18 protein-coding genes are annotated in these 22562 nt (G+C 49.3%); 3 read left to right on the top strand and 15 right to left on the bottom strand.

All coding sequences use genetic code 11. The features are described 5' to 3' along the window. Nucleotides 1-3 precede the first annotated feature (3 nt). Together RIG61_10770 and RIG61_10765 are read left to right on the top strand one after the other, a co-directional pair. Nucleotides 4-876: a DUF58 domain-containing protein gene (locus RIG61_10770; GenBank protein ID MEQ9619643.1), complete on the top strand. Its 873-nt coding sequence runs from the start codon at nucleotides 4-6 to the stop codon at nucleotides 874-876. An 11-nt stretch (nucleotides 877-887) separates the two neighbouring features. Next, complete coding sequence (locus RIG61_10765; protein MEQ9619642.1) at nucleotides 888-2843, top strand: BatA domain-containing protein; 1956 nt, start codon at nucleotides 888-890, stop codon at nucleotides 2841-2843. Nucleotides 2844-2869: 26 nt separating this feature from the next. On the opposite strand, the gene RIG61_10760 is transcribed toward RIG61_10765, so the two are convergent. The 5 genes from RIG61_10760 to RIG61_10740 all read right to left on the bottom strand — a co-directional run bounded on the left by RIG61_10760 (nucleotide 2870) and on the right by RIG61_10740 (nucleotide 10823). Beyond that, on the bottom strand, nucleotides 2870-4288 hold the full coding sequence (locus RIG61_10760) for an alkaline phosphatase family protein (protein ID MEQ9619641.1): 1419 nt from the start codon (nucleotides 4286-4288) through the stop codon (nucleotides 2870-2872). Between the two features lie 42 nt (nucleotides 4289-4330). Continuing rightward, a complete protein-coding gene (gene glnE / locus RIG61_10755; protein MEQ9619640.1) occupies nucleotides 4331-7117 on the bottom strand; it encodes a bifunctional [glutamate--ammonia ligase]-adenylyl-L-tyrosine phosphorylase/[glutamate--ammonia-ligase] adenylyltransferase in 2787 nt (928 codons plus the stop codon). Then, entirely contained in the window at nucleotides 7110-7463 is a 354-nt protein-coding gene (locus RIG61_10750; GenBank protein ID MEQ9619639.1) for a hypothetical protein, read from the bottom strand. Before RIG61_10750 ends, glnE begins: the two co-directional genes overlap by 8 nt. 282 nt (nucleotides 7464-7745) lie before the next feature. Beyond that, on the bottom strand, nucleotides 7746-10160 hold the full coding sequence (gene priA, locus RIG61_10745) for a primosomal protein N' (GenBank protein ID MEQ9619638.1): 2415 nt from the start codon (nucleotides 10158-10160) through the stop codon (nucleotides 7746-7748). A 114-nt stretch (nucleotides 10161-10274) separates the two neighbouring features. Next, nucleotides 10275-10823 carry a hypothetical protein gene (locus tag RIG61_10740; GenBank protein MEQ9619637.1) on the bottom strand — a complete coding sequence of 183 codons (549 nt, stop codon included), beginning with the start codon at nucleotides 10821-10823 and terminating at the stop codon, nucleotides 10275-10277. Between the two features lie 506 nt (nucleotides 10824-11329). On the opposite strand from RIG61_10740, the gene RIG61_10735 reads away from it, so the two are divergent. Beyond that, nucleotides 11330-12187: a tetratricopeptide repeat protein gene (locus tag RIG61_10735; GenBank protein ID MEQ9619636.1), complete on the top strand. Its 858-nt coding sequence runs from the start codon at nucleotides 11330-11332 to the stop codon at nucleotides 12185-12187. Between the two features lie 13 nt (nucleotides 12188-12200). On the opposite strand, the gene RIG61_10730 is transcribed toward RIG61_10735, so the two are convergent. From RIG61_10730 to RIG61_10685, 10 genes are all read right to left on the bottom strand, one after another. Continuing rightward, entirely contained in the window at nucleotides 12201-13322 is a 1122-nt protein-coding gene (locus tag RIG61_10730; GenBank protein MEQ9619635.1) for a metal ABC transporter permease, read from the bottom strand. Beyond that, nucleotides 13312-14565, bottom strand: a complete 1254-nt coding sequence (locus RIG61_10725; protein MEQ9619634.1) for a metal ABC transporter permease — start codon at nucleotides 14563-14565, stop codon at nucleotides 13312-13314. The genes RIG61_10730 and RIG61_10725 overlap by 11 nt, the downstream gene beginning before the upstream one ends. Further along, nucleotides 14459-15262, bottom strand: coding sequence for a metal ABC transporter ATP-binding protein (locus RIG61_10720; protein ID MEQ9619633.1), 804 nt, complete (start codon nucleotides 15260-15262; stop codon nucleotides 14459-14461). Before RIG61_10720 ends, RIG61_10725 begins: the two co-directional genes overlap by 107 nt. Continuing rightward, the gene (locus RIG61_10715; protein MEQ9619632.1) at nucleotides 15262-16212 is read right to left on the bottom strand and encodes a zinc ABC transporter substrate-binding protein; all 951 of its coding nucleotides are present in this window, start codon (nucleotides 16210-16212) and stop codon (nucleotides 15262-15264) included. The genes RIG61_10720 and RIG61_10715 overlap by 1 nt, the downstream gene beginning before the upstream one ends. Before the next feature lie 122 nt (nucleotides 16213-16334). Continuing rightward, nucleotides 16335-17090, bottom strand: coding sequence for a phosphonate ABC transporter, permease protein PhnE (gene phnE / locus RIG61_10710; GenBank protein ID MEQ9619631.1), 756 nt, complete (start codon nucleotides 17088-17090; stop codon nucleotides 16335-16337). Between the two features lie 46 nt (nucleotides 17091-17136). Beyond that, entirely contained in the window at nucleotides 17137-17970 is an 834-nt protein-coding gene (phnC, locus tag RIG61_10705; GenBank protein ID MEQ9619630.1) for a phosphonate ABC transporter ATP-binding protein, read from the bottom strand. 23 nt (nucleotides 17971-17993) lie between these two features. Beyond that, on the bottom strand, nucleotides 17994-18881 hold the full coding sequence (locus tag RIG61_10700) for a phosphate/phosphite/phosphonate ABC transporter substrate-binding protein (GenBank protein ID MEQ9619629.1): 888 nt from the start codon (nucleotides 18879-18881) through the stop codon (nucleotides 17994-17996). A gap of 28 nt (nucleotides 18882-18909) precedes the next feature. Further along, the gene (locus RIG61_10695; protein MEQ9619628.1) at nucleotides 18910-20826 is read right to left on the bottom strand and encodes a cytochrome c peroxidase; all 1917 of its coding nucleotides are present in this window, start codon (nucleotides 20824-20826) and stop codon (nucleotides 18910-18912) included. A 62-nt stretch (nucleotides 20827-20888) separates the two neighbouring features. After that, nucleotides 20889-21566, bottom strand: coding sequence for a metal-dependent transcriptional regulator (locus RIG61_10690; protein ID MEQ9619627.1), 678 nt, complete (start codon nucleotides 21564-21566; stop codon nucleotides 20889-20891). 81 nt (nucleotides 21567-21647) lie between these two features. Continuing rightward, complete coding sequence (locus RIG61_10685) at nucleotides 21648-22469, bottom strand: hypothetical protein (GenBank protein MEQ9619626.1); 822 nt, start codon at nucleotides 22467-22469, stop codon at nucleotides 21648-21650. Nucleotides 22470-22562 lie beyond the last annotated feature (93 nt).

Below are 22562 nucleotides of genomic sequence, written 5' to 3'. Positions count from 1 at the left end.
ACAATGTCAAACGGTATCCTGGACATAGAGACCGCGCTCAGGCTCAAGCAATTTTACTTCCGCACGCCTTCGCGAGTAAGGGGGCGAAAATCCGGAATTCACAAGAGCTACTACAAGGGCATAAGCCCTGACTTCATGGAATATAAGGAATACAACCGGGGCGACGAGCTCAAACAGGTCGACTGGAGGCTTTTCGGCCGGCACGACAGGTTGTACGTAAAAAAATTCGAAGATGAGGTAAATCTCAACTGGTGCGTACTCATCGACTCAAGCGCTTCAATGGGCTACGGTGAGGAAATTGAGACGAAACTCGACCATTCGAAGAAACTGGCGGCTACGCTCGCATATCTCCTCTTGAGACAAGGGGACGCCGTAGGGACCGGATCCTTTTCAGAAGATGTTTTCGAATTGATACCGCCAAGAGCCGGCAACAAATTCATTTCCCCCTTACTTGAGCACCTCGAATCACTTACGCCTTCGGGCAGGACAGGACTGAGAGAACCCGTGCTCCGGGCACTGGAAACCTTCAAGACCGATGCCTCCTTCGTAATATTGTCCGACTTCCTCACGGAAGAAGCAGAGATAGAAAACACCCTTCAGCTACTCAGGGCATCCGGGAAGGAAACGACCCTGTTTCATGTTCTGCACCCCGACGAGTTCGAATTCGACTTCAGCGGGTCCGTCGAATTTCAGGATATGGAAACGGACGAGAGAGTGGTTGTTGATACTAGAACCATCAGAGATACTTATATGAAAAGGATAAGGGAATTCATAAACAAATTAAAACTAACCTGTCACGAATACGAATCGCGTTATGTTTTTTCTCCTTCCGGCAGACCTATCGAAGAGTCCCTTATTGAAATTGCGGATAAATAGAGAGAGAGGTTTTGAATTTTTCCTTCCTTAACCCATTATTTTTAATCGGCGTCACGGCCCTTGCGCTGCCCATCATAGCACATATTATATCCCGTAAAAGCGGCATCAAAAAAAAGTTCCCCGCAGTTACATTCCTGCTGGCTTCACGCGGCGACACGGCGTCAAAATCCAGGTTGAAAGACCTTGTTCTTTTAATCCTGAGGTCAATCATAGTCGTACTAATAGTGCTGGTATTCGCAAAGCCCGCGGTGTTTTCCTTAGTCCCGGCGGGCAATGAAAACCCGCGCTCGGTCGCAATCGTGATTGACAATTCCTTCAGCATGGAATATGACGGCAACTTCAAGCGTGCGAGACAGAGGGCCCTCAATATAATAAACACTCTTCCTGACGGAAGCTTCGGTCTCGCTGTCCCACTGGTTACCGAAGAAAGCGGCCGTCCCTCTTCCTCTCAGGACCTCGGAAAGCTCAGGGACGAGGTTAATGAGATAGAATTATCGTCGTCATTCACCGACAACGAAAAAAGACTCGAGCAGGTTTACGCAGCGCTGGGGAAAGCTCCTACCAAAACAAAGCAGGTCGTACTGATCACAGACATGCAGAAAAACGGATGGAAGAATGAAGCATACGAGAAAGCATGGCTTCAATTGATCGACATAACAAAAGAGCCCGAACCTGAGAACAGAGCCGTAACCGACGCTGGCGTATCTTACGCCAGGAACTCATTGAAGCTGTCCGTAGAGGTCTCGAATTATTCTGAAGACGCATCGAAAGAGCTACTTGCCGACATTAGCGTCGGCGGTGAGGAGATGAAAGGGTTTTTCAATATTGAGCCCTGGGAGAGCGGGACAAAGGAATTCACTATTCCCAAAGAAAAATTCACGGCGCGGGAAAACCTCGAAGGTTTTGCGGAGATTACTCACGACAGGCTCAAGATCGACGATACGAGATATTTTGTCCTCTCGGACAGGGAGGATTTCAAGGTCCTGATCGTGGACGGCGATCCGAGGGAGGACTCGAGACTCAGCGAAACATACTATCTTGCGAGGGCGGCTGAGACAATCGCCGAGCTTTCAGGTTCAAACATATCAGTCAAAGACAACGACAGCTTCCTCAATGAAGACCTATCAAACTACGACCTGATATTCCTGGCAAACGTGGGAGATATCACGCCCCGGAATTCAGAAGATTTAGAGAGTTTCATTGAATCAGGCGGAACGCTTGTTATTTTTTTAGGTGAAAGGATCAGGAGCAGCTCGTATAACACGCTTCTGAAGAATATACTTCCGGGCGAGCTTTTAGCTGTTAAGGACGGCGAATTTAGAATATCCCCTCTCAGCGCCGGAATGTTCGCAGATAACATAAAAGATAAGACTAATCAGGTACGGGTCAACAGATACGTTGGCACAATACCCTCCCCGGGGTCGGATGTGATATTCAGCATATCCGCCGAAGAGCCGTTTTTGATATCGAAAGATTTAGGCAGGGGGAGTGTTTTCCTGTTCACATCTACGGCGGACGCAAGCTGGAACAATTTCCCCATTACACCCGTGTTTCTGCCTGTAGTGAAGAAGTTCATGGATTTTTCCGGTCATTCCAACTCAGAAAGAAGAAATTACATTATCGGTGAAACCGTCGCAATCGACATCTCTCCCGGCGAGGGCGCGGCGGAAATAATCAATGCGTCAGGAGATAAATTCGAGGTGGGCGCGGACAACCCGCTGTTCGCGAAAACTTATATTCCCGGAATCTATACCGTAACGGAGGGAGGCAAGACCTCTTATAAATTCTCTGTCAATATAGATCCCGCCGAATCGAACCTGGCTAGGATTACAGCCAAGGAAATCGAGGCGGAACCTGAAAACACCGGAGGTTTCGTAAAGGTCTTCAGAGAAATATGGAAGTATTTCCTCTGGGGCGCCCTTGCCTTATTCATATCGGAATCTATCGCGAGAGCCGCTTTTTCATGAATTATTGACAGGCGCTCCGAAACTCTTCATTCCGTCAAATTTACGCCGTCTATATCAGCCGTCACGGATTGTCCGAGAAGGGTTAAAATAGTCGGGTAGATGTCCACGGTGCGTACACATTCTTTATTAATTTTTACGTTCATCGCCAGAGGTACCATCATATGGTCCCTGAAGAGCGCGCCGTGCGATGAAAAATGCTCTGGATTCTCATGTCTGGCTCTGAGATCGTACCCCGGGTTTGCGCTTAATACCAGATCTCCCGACCGCGGCGCTTCCAGCAGCTGTATGATCTGCATCAAAGCGTCCGGATATTCGGAATGATAACTTTCCTTAAGGGCATCTCCCATGCTCATTTTTTCGGGCATACCGTTATAACCGAATGGATCGCCCGAAATCTTTTCGTAATTTATCAAACCCTTCTCATCAAGCCAGGCTGCCGCCTCTCCCCGTACGCTCTTGATTCTGGACCTGCCCATTTCATCAAGACCCGCAACTATATCGACTTCGGGCCTTTCGACAATGTTGTCCGCGAGCCGGCCCAGCTCTTCGAACGTGGATTTCCTCCTCCATCCATCAGGATGCTTCACGTATATATTGCTCATCGCGTTCCCCGAAACCATGCTCGCCGCCTCGGCATCGGTAAAGTGTTTGAACACGTTGGGGTAATAAAACGTCTTATACCCCTGCTTCCTTATGAACTCAACCGAATCAAAATGGGAATGGGTCTGAGTGAGGCCGTGATCGCTTACGATAATGAACAGGGTTTCATCGAGTCTGCCTTCGCTCTTCAGTTGCGCCGCCGCGACACCCACCGTTTCGTCGATCCTCCTGTAGGAGTCGATGACCTTTTTATGAAACGGATGATTTATATGCGAGTAAGTATCGATACCCAGAAAAACCACGAAAATGAAATCGTGCAGGTCCTTCAAGGACCGGAGCAGAATTCTGCGGGCAACCATATCCACCTCATCGCTCCTGTCCGTAAAGTGGCTTTTTACCTTGTAATAGAGCTTGGAGAAACGGGTTTTATCGTTTGTGATTTTAACTCCGCGCGAAAGCTCGTTAAGTATGTTTCCGCTCCTCGGGAAAATTTCGAAGAGGCTTCTGTTGTTATTAGAAACGTCGCTGTTCATGAAGTATGTTTCGAGACCTATGTAGCTTCTGAACCTGTGAAAGGAAAAGAGCCTCCTTTTGTCCGCATACAGGCTCCTGTCAAACCATCTTATTCCCGGAAAGTTGCACCTGCCCGGGTACTTCCCAAGAATATAAGGGGTATAGGCAGGCCCTGTGGTCGAGGGGAAAACCGATACCGCTTTTCTGAACGAGCCTTTTTCAATTATATATTTCGATATATTAGGAAGCTCGCCTTGCTCAAGAAGCTCGGAGAAAACATCCGCCCTCGCCCCGTCTGCCATAATGAATATACAGCTATTAAAACTTGTCATAGATTTAGACCCCTTCCGGATTAACCGATCACTTTACTCGACTTATGAAAAGTATTTATCATATATAGTCCTTATCTTACCCGTCCTGGAAACGTATATTTCTCTCAGTATCTTCCCCTCCGATTTCTTATCCAGCTCCGAGGACAGCTTCTCGAAATCGCTTTCATACAGCTCATTTATTGACCTGTCATGGAGAAGCCTGAGCAGATTCTCGATTTTCCTCAAGAAAAGGAGCCCGTCTCTTAATACCTCGAATTCCTTCTCCTCGATCAGATTTTCATCCCTCAATCCCGTAAGCGCCTGAAGGGTGTTCTGTGCTCTGACTTTCTTATACTCACCGCCGTGCCGCAGCTGAAGCATCTGTACGAGGAACTCTATATCCACTATACCGCCCCTTCCCGTCTTTATATTGAGCTTCTTTGCGCTTTCCTTCGCAAGCTCCTTTTCCATGCGCGCGCGCAGGTGACTGATTTCCCTGTGAAAACTTTGAGGAACCGGGCTTCCGTAGACGAATTCCTCTATCGATTTCATCACCTTTTTGCCGAGTTTCTTGTCCCCCGCCGACGGCGCGGCGCGGACAAGAGCCTGCCTTTCCCACATCTGGGCGCTTTCTTTATGGTATTTCCTGAAAGAATCGAACGAAGTAACGAGCGCCCCCGAGCGCCCGGACGGCCTGAGGCCCATATCTATCTTATACGCAAATCCCTCGCCCGTCGGTATTGAAAGCACGGAGATTACCTTTTGTCCGAACTTCGAGAAAAATTCGTGCTCTTCTTCCTTACCGTCATAGATAAAAATTACATCGAGATCAGAATTATAACTGAGTTCCTTCCCGCCGAGTTTGCCCATACCGAGTATAAGCATACCGGGGTCCTTTATCTTTCCCTTCCGCTTTCCCCGTAGCTCATGCCAGGCGAGTTTCAGCCCGGCTTCCAGAACCGCTTCGGCCACCATGGAAAGATATCTTCCGACATAAAAAGGGTCCACCTCTCCGTTTAGGTCCCTCAGGCATATCTTGAGTGTCTCCACATGCCTGAACCTCCTGATTGCGTCGAGCTTGCCCTCATAATCAACCTCCTCATTTACCGCCGCTTCAAGCTCCGCTATCATGTCCTCTTTCGAACCGAACTCCGTCCTTACCTCCCTGAGCGTGATTACGTCCAGGTATTCGGGATGCCTTATAAGAAAGTTTGAAAGATACCCGCTCGTAGAGAAAAGCTTTGACAGAAGCTCGATAATATCGGGATTTTCAAGCAGCACGGCATATATAGATGTCCTCCAGCCGATCCCCGAGATGAAACGCTCGAGATTCACTAGGGCTGAGTCCGGTTCAGGCGATTTCAAGATACTTGCCAGAAACGCGGGAATCACTCTCCTGGTTGCGAGTTTTCCCTCCCCAGTAAGAGCGCCCCTTCTCGGATCAAGCAGCTTGGAAAACAGGTCTATCGCGCTATCAGGGTACTTAAAACCGAGCTTACTCAGATTTTTGACCGCTTCCTCTTCATCAACATTTCCCTCGGTCAGGAAATCGGCCACTTTCCAAAACTCTTTTCCAACCTCTTCGGTCTTCCGGGAAGGCTCATGAAAGAGACTCTTGTAAATTTGCGAAACTGAATTTGTCATTTCATCATATACACTCTCGAATTCCTCTTTACCGCTAAGTCCCACTCTCCTGGCAAGCTTTTCCAGCTCCTCAGGGGATTTGGGAATCCTGTGAGTCTGCCGCTCGTCAACTATCTGAATATTGTGCTCTACTCTCCTGAGAAACAGATAAGAGGAGCCGAGTGACTCACAGACTTCATCTTCGATAATCCTTTTCTCATTTAATTTATCGAGAGCCCGGAGTGTATTGTTGTCCCTTATAGCCTTAATACCTCCTCCGTTTATAAGCTGAAGAGCCTGTGTGAAAAACTCGATCTCCCGTATCCCCCCCTTACCCAACTTGACGTCCCGCTTCTTCTCCAGCTGGTCGAGCTTTGTCTTCATGTCCTTCAGGCCTTCGATTGAAGTATAGTCGAGAAATTTCTTATATACGAAAGGCTCGATTTCGCGTATGAACTCATCCCCCAGAGCAATGTCCCCGGCCACTGTTCTGGCCTTTATCATAGCCGCCCTTTCCCAGGTGTCACCCCAGTAAAAATAGTGTTCTACCGCTCCTTCGAAAGGGACGGCAACGGTGCTCTTTCCTCCTCCCGGCCTGAGAGCCAGATCCACCCTGTAGAGAAACCCGTCTTCAGTAACAGCGCTCAACGATTTCGTTACCCTTTCCGCAAGCTTGAAAAACGGGTCCGGATCACCTTCATCGCGGTAAATATAGATAATATCTATATCGGAGCTGAGATTGAGCTCCCTCCCCCCGAGCTTGCCCATACCGAGAACCACGAACTCCCCGGCACCGTCCATTTGGAGCTCGGCGCGGTAAAAAGCGATAGCAGCTTCCAGGATGCCGCTCGCCAGATCCGAGAGCTCTTCCATAACATCCGAGAAGGGGGAGCGGCCCGTAATATCCCGGTAGAGTATCCTGGCAAGCTCCCTGTATTTATAGTTCCTCAGGCCTGACTCAAGCTCCGCAGACGATTCGGAAGATTCCCTGATACCGTCTGCCTCTTCCACAAAACGGGAAGACGCTTTCTTCGTTTTTACATTTTTTGCGGAGTCCAGATAGTCGAGGATTTCGGGATCCTTGAGTATTACCCTTCCGAGGAAACTGCTGTATGAAGCAAGAAGCTCAAGGATATTTTTTTTAGAGACGGGTATGCGCCTGTGTATTTCTTTGTAACGTTCTAAAGCGGTCCGGGCGTTATCCGGATCGGGCAAAGCCTTATTCAACGTCAATTTTCCTGTTTCTTTTTCCGCTCGACCCCGCGGCTCCGCTCTTTCTCCGCTCTCTAACCTGCTCCCCGGCCCTCCTGACCAGATCAAATCCTTTGTTGACGGCCTTAAACGGCAGTTCGCAGACGAATTTCCGCCCCTCTTCTTTCTCCAGAAGTTCCTTCACGCCCTTTATGGCAAAACCGGTGCCTACAACCATCTCGGTAGCGCCGACAATAAAATGCTCGCCCGCCTTTCCGAGGTCGGCAAGATTTATCTCGGGCTCTTTCCGCTGTCCGCCCCTTTTCTTCTCCCCGCCGTCTTTCCGCCGCCCGGTCCCTTTCTTTTGCTGCCTCGTAACCATTATTCAGCCTCTCTGTCCGAATTATTACTATCTAAATAAGATAATAAACCCGAATACCAGATTTTACCAGAAAGACGGGCCGGTGTTTATAGTAGAGCTAATTCGCACTCGTATATATAGTGTGTATCTACGAGCTCTCTGTAGCTCGTCCAACCCTGTGCCGTCATTGCAGGTTGAGAATCAACCGCGGCAATCCTGTCCTTTTCCTTTCCCGACATCACGCATACGAATTAGGATTATATGATTCCCTCGAATCTCATCCGCTGAATGAACATCCCGCCCTCAGCTAAAATTATACGGATCGACGTCTATGGAAACCCTCACCTGCCCCGCTTCCTTTGAAATCAGTTTTATAAGCTGCCTCGAAAAACTGTGAAGTATGCCCGTGTTCGAGGATTTCAGGAGCATCTGAAATCTGTACCTGTTCCTTATCTTGCTCACCGGACACGGAGAAGGGCCTAGTACCTCCAGAGCGCCTGGCTTTAGCTTCGACAGGAGCTTTCTGGCAATCTCTGCCGACTTTTTAGCAACATCCCCCGTATCCTTCTCGAGTCTTCCCGTAAATCTTATATTCACAAGTCTCGAGAAAGGTGGATAATCGAGCTCTTCGCGCAGTTTGATTTCTTCTTCAAGAAAGCCCTTGCTGTCCTGCTTCACCGCGAAGGTGATGCTAGGATGATCAGGATTATATGTCTGCACTATAACCTTCCCCGGCCCCTCCCCACGGCCCGCTCTTCCGGCAACCTGCGTCACGAGCTGAAAGGTTCTCTCCCCCGAGCGAAAGTCCGGGATGCCCAGTGATATATCGGCCAAGACTACACCCACGAGCGTTACACCAGGGAGGTCGTGTCCCTTTGCGACCATCTGCGTCCCGATAAGCACATCTATCTCCCCCCTTTCGAGCCTTCCGTAGAGCCTGAGCAGCTTTGTCTTGCCGGCTACCGTATCCCTGTCCATACGGGCTACCCCGGCCTGAGGGAGTATTGCCTTTATCTCGTCCTCGACCCTTTGCGTCCCCATGCCCAGGCCCCTTACCGGCTCCCCGCAGCTAGAGCAGTTTCCGGCGAGCTTCTCCGAGAGACCGCACAAATGACACCTCACCGAATTGTCCCGCGCATGATAGGTCAGTGAAACGCTGCAATTGGGGCACTTGAGTATATCGCCGCACGCGGAGCAAATAACGAGAGAGGAAAAACCCCTCCTGTTCAAAAAAAGTATCGTCTGTTTGCCGCGCTCGAAATTCTCCCTCATAGAATCCTTCAGCTTTCCTGAGAACACAGCGCCCCCCTCATATTTCATATCCGCGACCGTCACCGCCGGAAGAGCCCTGTCCTCTACCCTGAGGGGCAGGGACAAATAGCCGAATTTATGCTTGAGCGAATTGTAATAGGATTCAGCAGAAGGTGTCGCCGAGCCCAGGACCACGACCGAGTCCGTCATTTTCCCGAGCACAAGAGCAAGATCCCGTGCGTTATAGGCCGGCGACTCGTCCTGTTTATAGGTAGTCTCGTGCTCTTCGTCTATAACAATCATCCCTAAATTTCCGAACGGGGCGAATATAGCGGAGCGCGCGCCTATTATGACCTTTACTTCACCACGGCTGGCCATGCGCCATGCGTCGAAGCGCTCCCCGTCGGAAAGAGCGCTGTGAATTACCGCGACCTTATTTCCGAACCTGGCCCTGAACCTTTTTACCAGGAGAGGAGTAAGGGATATCTCCGGCACGAGCACTATCGCCTCCCCGCCTGAAGTCATCACTTCTTCTATGGCACGCAGGTAAACCTCTGTCTTTCCGCTTCCCGTAACCCCGTGGAGCAGGAACGGCGCGTAGGCCCCTGCCTGGATAGCCTCATTTATCTTCTTATGTGCGATCTCCTGATCTATTGTCAGCGTCGGAGGTTTGTCCTTCGTTATCTCCATACCCTCAAACGGGTCTCTCGTCACTTCCTCATATTCAATCCTTAAGAAACCGCTTTTCTCGAGCCAGGGCAGGTGCTGTCCCACATTCCCGAATATCTCCTTCAAGTCATCCAGAGGCACCCTGCCGTGGCTAATCACAAACTCCATAATCTCGGCCTTTGCGTGCTTTCTCTTGAGCGAAGGATGCTCCAGGCTTATACCTTTCTCGGCAACTATGATTTTTTCTGTTTTTACCTTGGGGTCCGATTTAAGCTCGTAACCGAACTCGACCAGATTTCGTCTCCTGAGCGAGTTGAGCAGCTCGTTAGAGGTATTCTCCACCAGATTGAGCAGTCTTTGAGACGTGATCTCCCCTGAATTCAGAATTGTCTTGAGCACAAGGCCTTCGTGTCCTGTAAGCGTATCCTTGAGAAGTGCTTTCTTGCCGTTCCCGGTGATCCTCATAACACGCTTCAGGCTCACGCCGAGCCCCCCCGGGTGGGCGGCCTTCAACACTATGCCGAGAGAAGAAATGTAGTACCTTGCGACCCACTTCAGAAATTCGAGCCTTTTTTCATCGAACAGAGGCTCCTCGTCCAGTATGTCGAGCACCTCCCTAAGCTCCAGATCCGGAGGCGGCTCGCCTGTCCCGACGATGAATCCGATGGACCTCCTGTTCCTGAACGGCACGAGCACGCGCTTGCCCAGCGCGGCTCCCTCCCTCAAATGCAGGGGTAATTTGTAGTGATAGAACTCTTCCCCCGGTATGGGGACAGCGACCTGAATTGTCTCACTCATTTTACTTCGGAGAGTCTAATTGGTTTCGAAAAGCGGCGCAACACCAAGCCCTTGCAAAGACAATATCTTAACAGGATAAAGACAATTAAAAAATCTTATTGTAAATGCAAAGGGTCATGCCTGCCCGCTCTTCTTCATCTTTACGAGCATGTCCTTGACCTCCCTGAATCGCGGAATAGTAAAAAACCCGATTATTAAAGCGGCCAATGTTATACCGCTGACCCTAGGTTTCCCGCTGTGCGGGTAGTGCCTGCTTACATATTCCGAAGTCTCGGAAAGTCCCGGACGCAGGAAACTCTTCTTCCCCCTCATACGTGAGAGCTCATCAGGGGTGAACGAATGAACCGTTTCCCTGTCCAGAACGAAAAACTTCTTATCCGTCACAGCGTAATGAAGTCTCTTGATCCTCACGAAGAACCAGAATGCGCCCAGGAACTGTACAAGGCCAATCAGAACAAACGGAACGCCGAAGAGCGCGAAATAGTCGGACGGGTTACTGAAGTCGGGAATTTTATCGCCCGCAGCCGAGTATATCCACCTTGCGGACATAGCGGTCCAGAATACCGAGAAGATTATTAAAGGCGCTATTACGAGCAGCAACTTTGCGGTTTGCGGACGGCCCGACCACACGAGGGACTCACCGCTTTCGAGAAGCGAATACATTCTGTTGTTCTTTATCAGATCTGAATTCGAGCGCCCGCACATAACCCTAATTCTAGGTCCGATTCAAAGCACAGACAAGCACGGTATTAACAGCTGCAGAGCTCTGAAAGCAATTATTTCATCTCAACTCTTGTACGCGCATTAATTGCCGACTTCCCGACAGCTGCGGCCCACCGTTTCACATTATTCTGGCCGGCACACTCAGGCTAATAAAACTTTTTCGAATTCCTATTCGCCGAACTTCCTATTTTGTGATTTGTCTATTTACCTAATCATCAGATCAGGGCCTGTACGGAGGCCCTATTCATGTCCTAAAGTAGAGGATAAGGCAAGAGCTCTAAGGTCCCTTAGTCATTTCGTATTTTTCAAACCGAGTGACTACATTCGAGAATCCGCCGATTTTAGCCGGAATTAAAATAAATAAATTAAGTTTCGGCTGTTGACAACTCGTATCACAGCAAATATGCTTTAATCAATTTGGATGTCTCATCCAAACGGAGTAAATAATGGGAAGGCTGGACAGGCTACTAAATAAGGCCGACGATTTCAAGGAAGCAGGGCGTTTCGACGACGCGCTGAAAGAACTCACTAAAGCCGTACAAATCGCGCCTCATGATCCGGATGTATATCTCTCGTTTGCGCTTACTTACGACGCAATGGAGGATTTCAACGCCTCCGTATTTTATTTTAGAAAAGCCGTGGACCTTAACCCGGGAGACTCATATGTCTGGGCGCAGCTAGGTATCACTCTTTCAAGAATGAGCAGGCACGATGAATCGCTCAGGGCTTTCCAGGAAGCTCTCGAAATCGATCCCGATTACGTGATTGCAAAATGGCACATGGCTCTTACCTACAGATCAATCGGGCTTTATGAAGACGCGCTTCATTATTTAGAGGAATGTCAAAACTCGGAAATGGATGTCGACTACATAAAGGACGAGATATACTATCAGACCGGACTATGCTTCTTCGATATGGGCTGGACGAAGGAGGCGCTATACGAGTTCAGGAAACATCTCGAAATATGCCCTACGGATACGTGGGCGCATCTATCGGTCGGCAACTGCTACTTCGATTTCGGATGGATAGATGAGTCTTCCGCGAAATTCAGGGAGATCATTTCAATCTCCCCCGAATTCATCCCCGCCTACAACGCCCTTGCTCTCTCGCTTGCGGAAAAAGGCTGGTACGACGAGGCGCTGGAAGTGCTCAGAACCGCTTTACAGATAGCTCCCGACGATGAAACCGTAAAAGATAATATGGATTATATCCAGTCTTTGAAGGAAGATGATGACGGGGCAAAGGGTGTAATACTGTTAAGCCTTATACTCCAGCTTCTAAAGAAGAAAAACATTTCGGATTAGGCGCCGCAGGCTTTTAATTAATATACTCGTCCGCCGCCGATTTACCGGCGAATTCCCTGCCCTCATCAGTAAGCTTCAAGCGCCCGTCATGGGCAAGAATCATACCCCGCTTTACAGAACGTCCGATCACGCCCCTAGCAAACCTTTCATTCCATCTGAGAGTTTCCTCAAGATGCTCTATCCGCGATTCCCGGTCTTCTTCGGGGGTCCCTTCATGGTTAAGGAGATGTATCGCAAGCACCCTCCCGGCAAATTCCCATCTCTGACGCGACCTCCTTCTTGCAAGTGCGATCAGTCCCCTTTCGGGAGCGAGTAGAAATACGAAAATAAATATAACTCCCGACATAGTAGCCATCGAGCCCGCTATGTTCGCATCGAGCAGTATTGCAACCCAGAATCCAGAGACCGCACTGATCACCCCGATCACCGCGCTAAAAATTATCATGTTCGACAGCTTGTCGGTCAGGAGGTAAGAAGCAGCCGGAGGCGCTATCATGAGAGCCACGACCAGTATCGAACCCACAGCGTCGAACGCCCCGACGGCAGTGACGGACACGAGGCCCATGAGTCCGTAATGTATGAGTCCGGGATAAAAACCGAGCGCGGCTGCTAGTCCCGCGTCGAAAGTCGCGACTTTAAGCTCTTTATAAAACAGGGTAATGAAAACAAGGTTAAGGGCCAGTATCGATCCCATAACGTACATCGATTTCGGCCCGAAATCGTGGCCGCCGATAATTAAACGGTCAAAAGGCGCAAAGGCTAGCTCGCCCAGTAAAACTGCGTGAACGTCCAAGTGTATGTTCCACGCGTAGCGCGCGATCAGAATCACTCCGATACTAAATAAAAGGGGAAAGACAAGACCTATCGAGGCATCTTCCCGCACAAGCCCGGTTTTGTTAAGCAGCTCAACCAGACTCACGGTGAGAACCCCGCTCAGTGCCGCCCCTATGATAAGAATCGGGGATGATATGTCTTGTACGACGAAGAATGCGAGTACTATACCTAATAGAATAGCGTGACTTATAGCGTCGCTCATCATAGCCATTCTGCGCAAAACCAGAAACACTCCGGGTATCGCGCAGGTAACCGCTACTAGAGACGCTATAATCTGAACTTCAAACTGCTCAATATTCACTTGTTTCACCCTTCCGTAATTCGATCATTTTTTCGGCTTCCGAGATACCAGTTTTCGTAAGCGCCCATTCCCCGGGTCTTACCAGACGCACAAGGCCTCTTTCTCTCAAGATATCGAGGCTCTTTTCCACTCCTCCCTTCCCGCCGCTCATCAGCCTGAGCACAGAAACCGAATGCGCGTGTTCCGGATTTTCGTGGCTCAGCGCGAGCGAATAGAGGTCTTCCAGTATTCCCTCGAGCCGGAGCCTGCCCCTGTTCTTTCGCTCCCGGAACCATTTCCATAGAAGCCCCCTTCGGGGAGCTGTTAAAAAAGAGACAAACACTATTGCGCTCACGGAGAGAACAATAGTAGGCCCTGTCGGAAGTCGCGGAACGCTTGCGCTGAGAACAGCTCCGCTGATACCGGCCAGCGCCCCGAAAAACGAAGAGAGAATTATCATTATTCCGAGATTATCGGTCCACTGCCTTGCAGAAGCCGCGGGCGCCACTATCATGGCGCTCATCAGAACCACCCCTACCGTTTGAAGCCCGAGCACTATTGCGACTACTATCAAAGTCGTGAGTAATATGTCGAGAATTCTGATAGGGAATCCGAGAGTTGCTCCGAAATCCGGGTCGAAACTGAGCAGCTTAAATTCCTTCCAGAAAATCAAGACCATTGTTATCGCGACAGCTCCCAGAATACCCATCGTTATTACATCTCGCTCGAGAAGGGCAGCCGCCTGACCGAAGAGGAATTTATCCAGACCGGCCTGCGTCGCATCGGGTCTTTTCTGAATAATTGTTAAAAGCACGAGTCCGAACCCGAAAAAAACGGATAAAACCATTCCAAGCGCCGAGTCATATTTGACCCTCGTGCTGTTTACGATGCTCATGATAAAGATAGTGGCGATCCATCCGGCGATTGCGGCTCCTAAAATCAGCACAATGGACATCTTGCTGCCGGTGAGTAGAAAGGCGAGCGCGATACCGGGAAGTGCTGCATGCGACATCGCATCGCCCAGCAGGCTCTGTTTTCTGAGAACTGCGTAAGCACCCAGGGCTCCGCTCACTATCCCGAGCACCGCGGAGCCGAGCGCGACAGTCCGCAATGTGTAATCGAAAAGAAGGTCGTATAGAATCTCGGTGACGTCCACCTTACTCTCCGCTGGTCCCGGTTTCCCGCTCGAAGTCCCCGCTACCGGTCTGGCTCCCGTGCTTGAGAAATGAAACGCGGCCGCCGTACGTAAGTCGGAGATTCTCATCCGTAAACACCTCTCCGACAGGACCGCTCGCGATGAGGCGCACATTCAGAAGCGCCGTCCAGTCAAAATACTCGGGCACCGTCTGCAGGTCATGGTGAACGACGACCACGGTTTTGCCCAAAGCCCGCAGCTCCTGGAGAAGTGTTACTATCGCCCTTTCGGTTGTGGCGTCCACACCCTGAAACGGCTCGTCCATCAGATAGACCTGTGCGTCCTGCACGAGGGCGCGGGCGAGAAATACGCGCTGCTGCTGCCCGCCTGAGAGCTGACTTATCTGACGCTCGGCATAACGTGACATGCCCAGCTTCTCGAGAGCACCGAGCGCCATTTCCGATTCCTTCTTTCCGGGACGTCTGATCCAGCCGAGAGATCCGTAGCGACCCATCATTACCACGTCCTTAACATTTGTCGGAAAATCCCAATCCACGCTTCCCCGCTGGGGTACATATCCCACAAGATGTCTCTGCTTCGTATAGGGTTTCCCGTATATCAACACCTGTCCTGCTGCCGTGTTTACAAGATTCAGTATGGCCTTGATGAGCGTCGTTTTGCCCGCGCCGTTGGGACCCACAATCGCCATCAGCACCCCCGACGGCACAGTGAGATCAATGTCCCAAAGGACGGGTTTTTCGCCGTATGCGACTGTTAAATCCTCAACCTCTATTGCGTTTTCACTCACTGTAGTTTCAATTTCCATCAGGACTGACCGCCCCTGTTTAATGCGTTCACAATAGTATCTATGTTATGCCGCACCATTCCGATATAGTTGCCTTCAGGCGTATCCGGATTGCCCATGGCGTCGGAAAACAGCTCACCGCCCACTTTCACGTCGAACCCTTTTGCCCTTACCGCGGCCTGAACCGCTTCAATATATCTCGGCGGTACCGAGGACTCGACGAAAATGGCGGGAATTTTATTCTTCACTATAAAGGAGGCGAGATTCTGCACGTCCTGTGTCCCGGCTTCAGACTCCGTGCTTATGCCCTGAAGCCCCTTAACCTGAAAACCGTACGCCCTTCCGAAATAGTTAAATGCATCGTGAGCGGTAATAAGCACCCTCTTATCTTCGGGCACCATCCCCGCCAGTGTTTTCATATATTCGTTTAACTCCGACAATTCTTTCAAATAAGCCTCGGTGTTAGAATCGTAATAATCCTTGTTCGGAGGATCCATCCCGGCAAGACTGTCTCTCACAGTCTCCACGGCTTTCATCCACATAGCCACGTCAAACCATACGTGCGGGTCGTAGTTCCCCTCGAATTCGGGAGGGGTGAGGAGAATATTCCGATCGATACCGTCTGTAACAGCAACGGTTTCGATGCCGCGTTTTTTCATCTGCTCGAACACTTCCGACATTTTCCCTTCCAGATGGAGCCCGTTGTAGAATATCAAGTCAGCGTTTGACAAAGACGAAATATCCCCGGCACTCGCCTTATACAGGTGCGGGTCAACTCCGGGCCCCATAAGCCCCTTCACTCTGACATGTTCTCCCCCGACTACGCGGGTTATGTCCGCTATCATTCCGGTCGTAGCGACTATGTTTATTACTTCCCCTTCCGGACGCGTTAACGAGGTCTCTTCGCGATTATCAGAAGAGCACGCAGCAAGAACCAGAATGAACGGAACAAGTAATCTTATAATTTTCATTTACGCAATCTCCTCAGCTGTTAGCGACTTTCACAACACGTAAAGTTAAATCGTAAATAATCACCTTAAGACTCGTGCTATGAAATATATCATACAGTTTTCTAGCTTCAGTAAAAGCAATGCTATCTTAGCCTCTTACGAATAGCGACACTCATTTGCTCCACCAAGACAACCATGAACAGAACAACAATCGTCAGAGTCGCTACTTTATCATATTGAAAGGATCGAATGTATAATTGAATATAAAATCCGATCCCTCCCGCGCCGACAAGCCCCAGAATTAACGATTCTCGGAGATTTAACTCGAACCTGAAAAGTGTGTCCCGTGCCAGATCGGGCGCCACCTGGGTTATTACTCCGAAATGCACTTTCTGAAGCCAGGTAGCTCCGGCACTGTCGAGTGCTTCAAGCGGACCGGGTCTGGCATTTTCAAAAGCCTCTGCGTAAAACTTGCCAAGCATACCGGTCGAATGAAACGCAAGTGCAAGTACACCGGGGAAGGGACCGAGTCCTACCGTGCTTACAAACATCAATGCGAGCAGGATAACCGGTATTCCCCGTAGAATACCCAGAAGCCATTTTACGGGTTGATGCGCCCACCTGGGAGAAAGGTTTTCAGCGCCGAGTATCCCCAGGGGGAAAGAAACCAGAGCGCTGAGAACAGTCCCCGCAAAAGCAATCTGCAGTGTTTCCACGGTAGATGCCAGAACGGTTTTTGCAACGGCGGTATCAGGCGGAATCATACGCCCTATGAATTCAGCCATGCGCGGGAAACTGGTCACGAGCTCTTTCAGATCAATGTCTAAATCTGAGAAAGACCATGCTACCAGAACAACCAGAAGCAATATGCCTCCAAAACGAAAGAGGCTTGCTGCTATCGAACGGCGTATATAATTTCCGGCTATTGGAACACCTTCCTGATACCTAGTTCCGGTCTTTAGGCAATTTCAAGGATGGAACTTCAGGATCAAATATAGAGTTGGGAACAGAGTTGAAAAACATCTCTTCTGAGCTGTCATACACAACTTCTCCGTTGCGGAGACCAACCACCCTGTCGGCGAAGCGTTGAGCTAATTCGACCTGATGCAAATTCATCAGAAGAGTGACTCCATGGTTTTCACTCACCGCTACGAGCAAATCCATAATGTCGGAGGTCAGTGACGGATCGAGATTACTGACAGGCTCGTCAGCCAGTATGATTTCAGGTTCCTGGGCTATTGCACGGGCGATGGCGACACGCTGCAACTGACCCCCGCTCAGCGTATCGGCTCTTTGGTTGATCTGTTTTACGAGATTTACTTCTTCAATTGCTTTGAGAGCTGCTTCCTTGTCCCGTCTCGTGAACCAATTTATCATACTGAAGAGTGAATTAATATACGCCAATCTGCCCCATAAAACGTTTTCGAACACGGTTGCCCTGTCAATTAGGTTAAAATTCTGGAAAACGAAACCGATGCGACGCCTGAAATCCCGGCTTCGTTTAGAATCCGGTCGCAGCCTGACTCCCAGAATCTCGATCTCACCGGATTCAGGCTGTATGAATCCGTTTATCAGACGCATAAGCGTAGTTTTTCCCGCGCCGCTGGGCCCGATGATGGCCACCCTCTGACCTTTTTCGACCATAAGATGCTCAATATTCAAAACCGGGGAAGCATCACGGCTGTAACGAAACTTAATATCCCGAATTGCTATTACATTCCGGGCCCTGATTTCATCAAGATTTTTTACCTTATTTCTATATTCTATTGGTGAATTCAAATTCATCCTAAACGCCTCTATGATTAATTCATAAACCCGTATTGGCGGGCTTTATCTTCAACCGATTTATAATCCGAGTGATCAGCTTCCACGTAGCCGTCCGGGCCATATACATGCTTCAGGAGATATTTGTATTCCGGTTGATTGAGTTTCAGCATCGCCCTTTTAAAAGCATCCACACGCTCTTGATCCAACCCCTTTCTGGCGCAGACAAGATGTGAAGGAATAGGCTTTGACTCGGCAATCCAGGTGATTTTGGGCAGCTGCTCCGGAGTCAGCAAAAGATCGGCAAATTGGCTCACTCCGGCGGCGTCAACCAAGCCATTCGCAAGGGCTTGAATAGCCTGCTGATATCCTCCGGCGAAATACACCTCACCGAAAAAATCTTTCGGATCGTCACCGCGCTTAATAAGACCCGCTTCAACAAAAGTTTCCAGAGGATATATGTAACCTGATTCGGATATGGGGTCTGCAAAAGCTATACTCTTGCCTCTTAAATCATCGAGCTTCTCTATGCCGCTACCCTTGAGCACGAAGATTCGTCCGCGGTAAGTAGGGCTACCCCTGTATACCTCGGCAAGTATTACCTCGGCGCCTATTTTTTCGTGGGCTAGCACATACGGCAATCCGCCCATAAACGATATATCCGCCTCTCCATTGCGCAGGGCTTCAACGGCTGCAGCGTGATCCTGTGTGACGTAACCCTTTACGGGCATACCAAGTTCTTCCTGGAGATACTCAGTAATAACCGCAATGTCCCCGATCAGTTTTTCCGGGTTCTCTTGAGGAATAAAAGCCAGAACGAGCGGCTTCTTTCCCTTATTTCCCTCGGCTAATGCACAGGCGTCCCGGCCGTAACCAATTACAGTTACAGCAAGAGCGGCAAAGATAACTAATGGCAGTCGAATCATAAAATTTCTCACTTATAACTCCTCGCAGCTATTTAAATTGTGATCCGTATTTTTCTTCTATAGACTTGTATTCCATCCATAACCTTGCGGATTCTTTCCAGTCGTTCGCCTCCACAGCATCCAGTATCTCATCGAGCTTATCCGATAATTCATAAACCATCGGCGCTTGGCCGAGGTCCTGCAACCCGATTGCGTCAGCGCGTAGATCGGATGAAACCGTTTCGATCAGAAGCTTTGTATGATATTCATCCTCCGCCGGAATAAGGGTGTCCAGAGTGCTTATGAAAGTCGAGAGCTCCGCCCAGTCTAGCAGGAATGGAGTATTCTCGTTATCAAAAACCTCAAATGGCTCATCGCCTGTACCAACAGCGTCCAGATAGGAAGTTAAGTCTGCTTTCTGCTTTTTGTTCAGACCGAGACTGAAATTAGTATTGAACCAATCTACAACATCTTCGAGAGATTCAAGAGACCCGTCATGAAAGTAAGGCGCTGTGTATTTGATATTTACAAGTGTCGGTGTATCAAAGAAGCTATCTCGAGCTCCCGGACTGGACGGTTCGGCAGAGCCGATGTCATGTCGTAAACCGTCTATAAAATTCGCGCTCGGAATATGGCATGTGCTGCAAGCCCTTCCGCCCATCGATTCAAACTCAGTATTGAATATTACCTCCCCCCGTTTCGCTGAGTCAGACGCCTTATCAGCCAGAGTGCCGTCCGGTCGTAAATATACTGACGGCAGCCAATCGAATTCGAGCATGTAAGTTACAAGAGCATCCAGCATAAACGGCGTAGGCTCCGGCCCTCTGAATTCATTTACTATTACATTCCGGACAAAATCTCTCAGGCTCGCGAAACGACCGTCTCTTCCATACGGAGCTGTAAACCGCAGGCCCCTCAGACTGGGAATATCCAGAGAATCATTACGGTGATCGTTGAATATTGGATTGAATAGGTGACCATCCACGTCCACAGAACCGGCCCTGTGGCTGACACCCGGAATAATAAAACTTTGGTTTATATCACTTCTGTTGTGACAGGTGCTACAGGCAACCCCAAAACTGCGTGCCGGCTCACCAAGAATTTCAGTCGAGTCAAACAGCATATCCCCATACGCAACAAGAAAAAGATCCCTTTCATCCAATCCCCGAGACTCGAAGTTAAGAACCAGTCTGGGCAGTGGGCTTTGGTCGTTTAAGTTACTGCCCGGAGGCAGCCAGGCGGCAATATTCACATCGTTATTCACACCGGATTTATTTTTAGGTAAGGGCAAAAACTCGGGCCGGTCGCTTAAATCGCCAATTTCGTAATTACTCTTCAGATATTTTGTAATATAACTGCTTGCGGAATTGAAACTTTCCTCGTTTGGCGCTACGCCGCCAATATCCAATACACCGGCATTCCCGACACTGTTGGTCAGGCTTAACCATGAACGTCCCATCTGATCATAGGCGTCCGGATCGGCCTGGTCAATGAAACTCTCAAGCGCTCGATATAGCCGTCTGGCTTCTAATACATCTTTAAGCGCTGCGCCCGGCTCGCCGAGTTTAGACTCCGCTCTATCCAGGTGGTAGCGGATGTATTGAGAGAAGGCGCTCGTTGACGAAGAAAAAAGGGCCCTCGGGTCCTTATCAGCGATAGCTTTACGTATGGACTCCACCTGATCTACGTTATCGGTTTTCGGGAGAACGGCTAATAAGTCGTATATCGTCTTTGATTCATAGCCCGGCTCGCCGATAGGGTCCTCGTACTCCCTCGCTATAAGCTCCCAGTTAATTGGCTTGAGGTTAGCGTAAAATAAACTTCGCAGGTAGGCAGCCGCCACAGGATGCCAAGGCTCCTCCCTTATTATGTGCGCGGCGCCTCTGATAGTAAAAGGCAACGAAAGTAAAACGACCAATGCTGCAAAGGCGGCCCCCTTAATCAATTGCATTTTTTTTAATTTCATTTTCCCGGATTCCTTTACTTTTTTTATACTTAACATCTAAACTCAAAAGCTGATAGCCGTATTTAAGACATTTCAGATTCGGCCAGCTGAACATCGGTAATAAAGATGTATTGAGCGGCCTCCGCGCCCAATATGTGTTTCTTATTTCCAACATTTATGGTCATCGGACCGCTAAACGGCTCGACAGAAACAACCTTGACGTTTGTCTTTGGATAGAGCCCCATTTTACCGACGTAGCGCAGGAGACTGGGGTCGTGATCGCTAACCTCCGCGACAACACCCGACTGCCCGGGGCCGAGGTCCGCAAGCGGTATCGACTCTAGCTCTATTATCTCCCCGTCCCTCGTGGGTATCGGGGAGCCGTGCGGGTCCCTGGTCGGATGGCCGAGCGCAGCGTCCATGCGGTCTTCGAGATCCTCTGACAGAACGTGTTCCCACTTCTCGGCCTCCTCATGGACCTTGTCCCAGGGTACGCCGAGAGCTTCCGCCAGATATAGCTCGATCAGCCTGTGATGCCTTATTACCTCAAGCGCTATTTTACGTCCGGCCTGAGTGAGGTTCACGCCCTGGTAGCGTCTGTGCGTGATAAGCTTCTTTTCAGAAAGTTTCTTTATCATACTCGTGACCGAAGCCGGAGCTACACTTAATTTTTCCGAGAGCGCGTTAGTAGACACTTTCCCCTGCTCTTTCTGTATTTCGTAAATTGCCTTTAAATAATTCTCTATCGATTCCGTATACATTTAAAATCTCCTAAAAGAGAATTTAGTCTAGTCTAAAAATATTTTATTGTGCGTATCACATTGTGTCAAGAATAAACGATATTAAAATAAAAACGTAAAAGCCGATGTTATAATGACTTCCTTATCTTTATTTTCCGTATAGACTTCGGGAGTAACCCCTATGATCACTGTTAGCCAGTCCGTGGCAGCAGCGGTAAATCCGGCCGTGATGTTTATAAGCGACACGCTTTCCTCTCCCCGGGCATCTTCATAGCCGAACGCCCCTTCTAAAACCGGCTGAAACCAGGAATTCAGATAATAGCCGAAACCAACCTCCGTGACGAAACTCCAGGCATCGTTCTCGATAATACCGAACACGAAATCCGCATCCATGGAGAATCTGTCGGTAAAATTTTTAGTTAGAATCAACCCCCCGGGCTCGACTATCCAGACGGAATCCCCGCCTGTCGGGAATGTAACACCTCCCTGATAGGCAAGTGAAAAAGGAAATTCCTCGCTCTGATTCAAAAACCTGAATTTTACTCCGGTTTCAATAACACCAAAATTGGTGTCAGACTGTATCAGATTAGCGTCTTCGTGGTCCAGATAATTTACATTCGCCCCGAGTTCGAGGTTATCCAGTGCGCCCAGCGTAAGCCTAACCCCGCCACCGAAACGAAAAGTATTATCTCTGTCATCCACAAACTCGAAAGAGAAAAAAGGCTCAACCTCAACATGTTTTTTGGGTACCGTGTCGGTGCTGGGAACGACGACTTTCGAGTTGGAAATTCCCCCGACCGCCCGGGCTTCCTGGGCCAGAATAAAAAGATAAAAAAGCACAAAGGCCGCAAGAAAAAATTTGAGTTTGTCTGAAAAAATTATTTTCCGGGAAGCTTTGTACCGTGAAAGAAATAAACGCCGCATACAATGAACACGTCCGGAAATACCGTATTTATGCATATCTCATTCCTCCCTTAATTAAAATAAAAGAAACATTTTCTCTAAAAATTAGTTTCT

This window comes from Deltaproteobacteria bacterium (genome assembly GCA_040223695.1).
Taxonomy (GTDB): domain Bacteria; phylum Desulfobacterota_D; class UBA1144; order Nemesobacterales; family UBA2774; genus JAVKFU01.
Note: the sequence above shows the minus strand (reverse complement) of the source record. Positions and strands in the feature narration are given on the sequence as shown.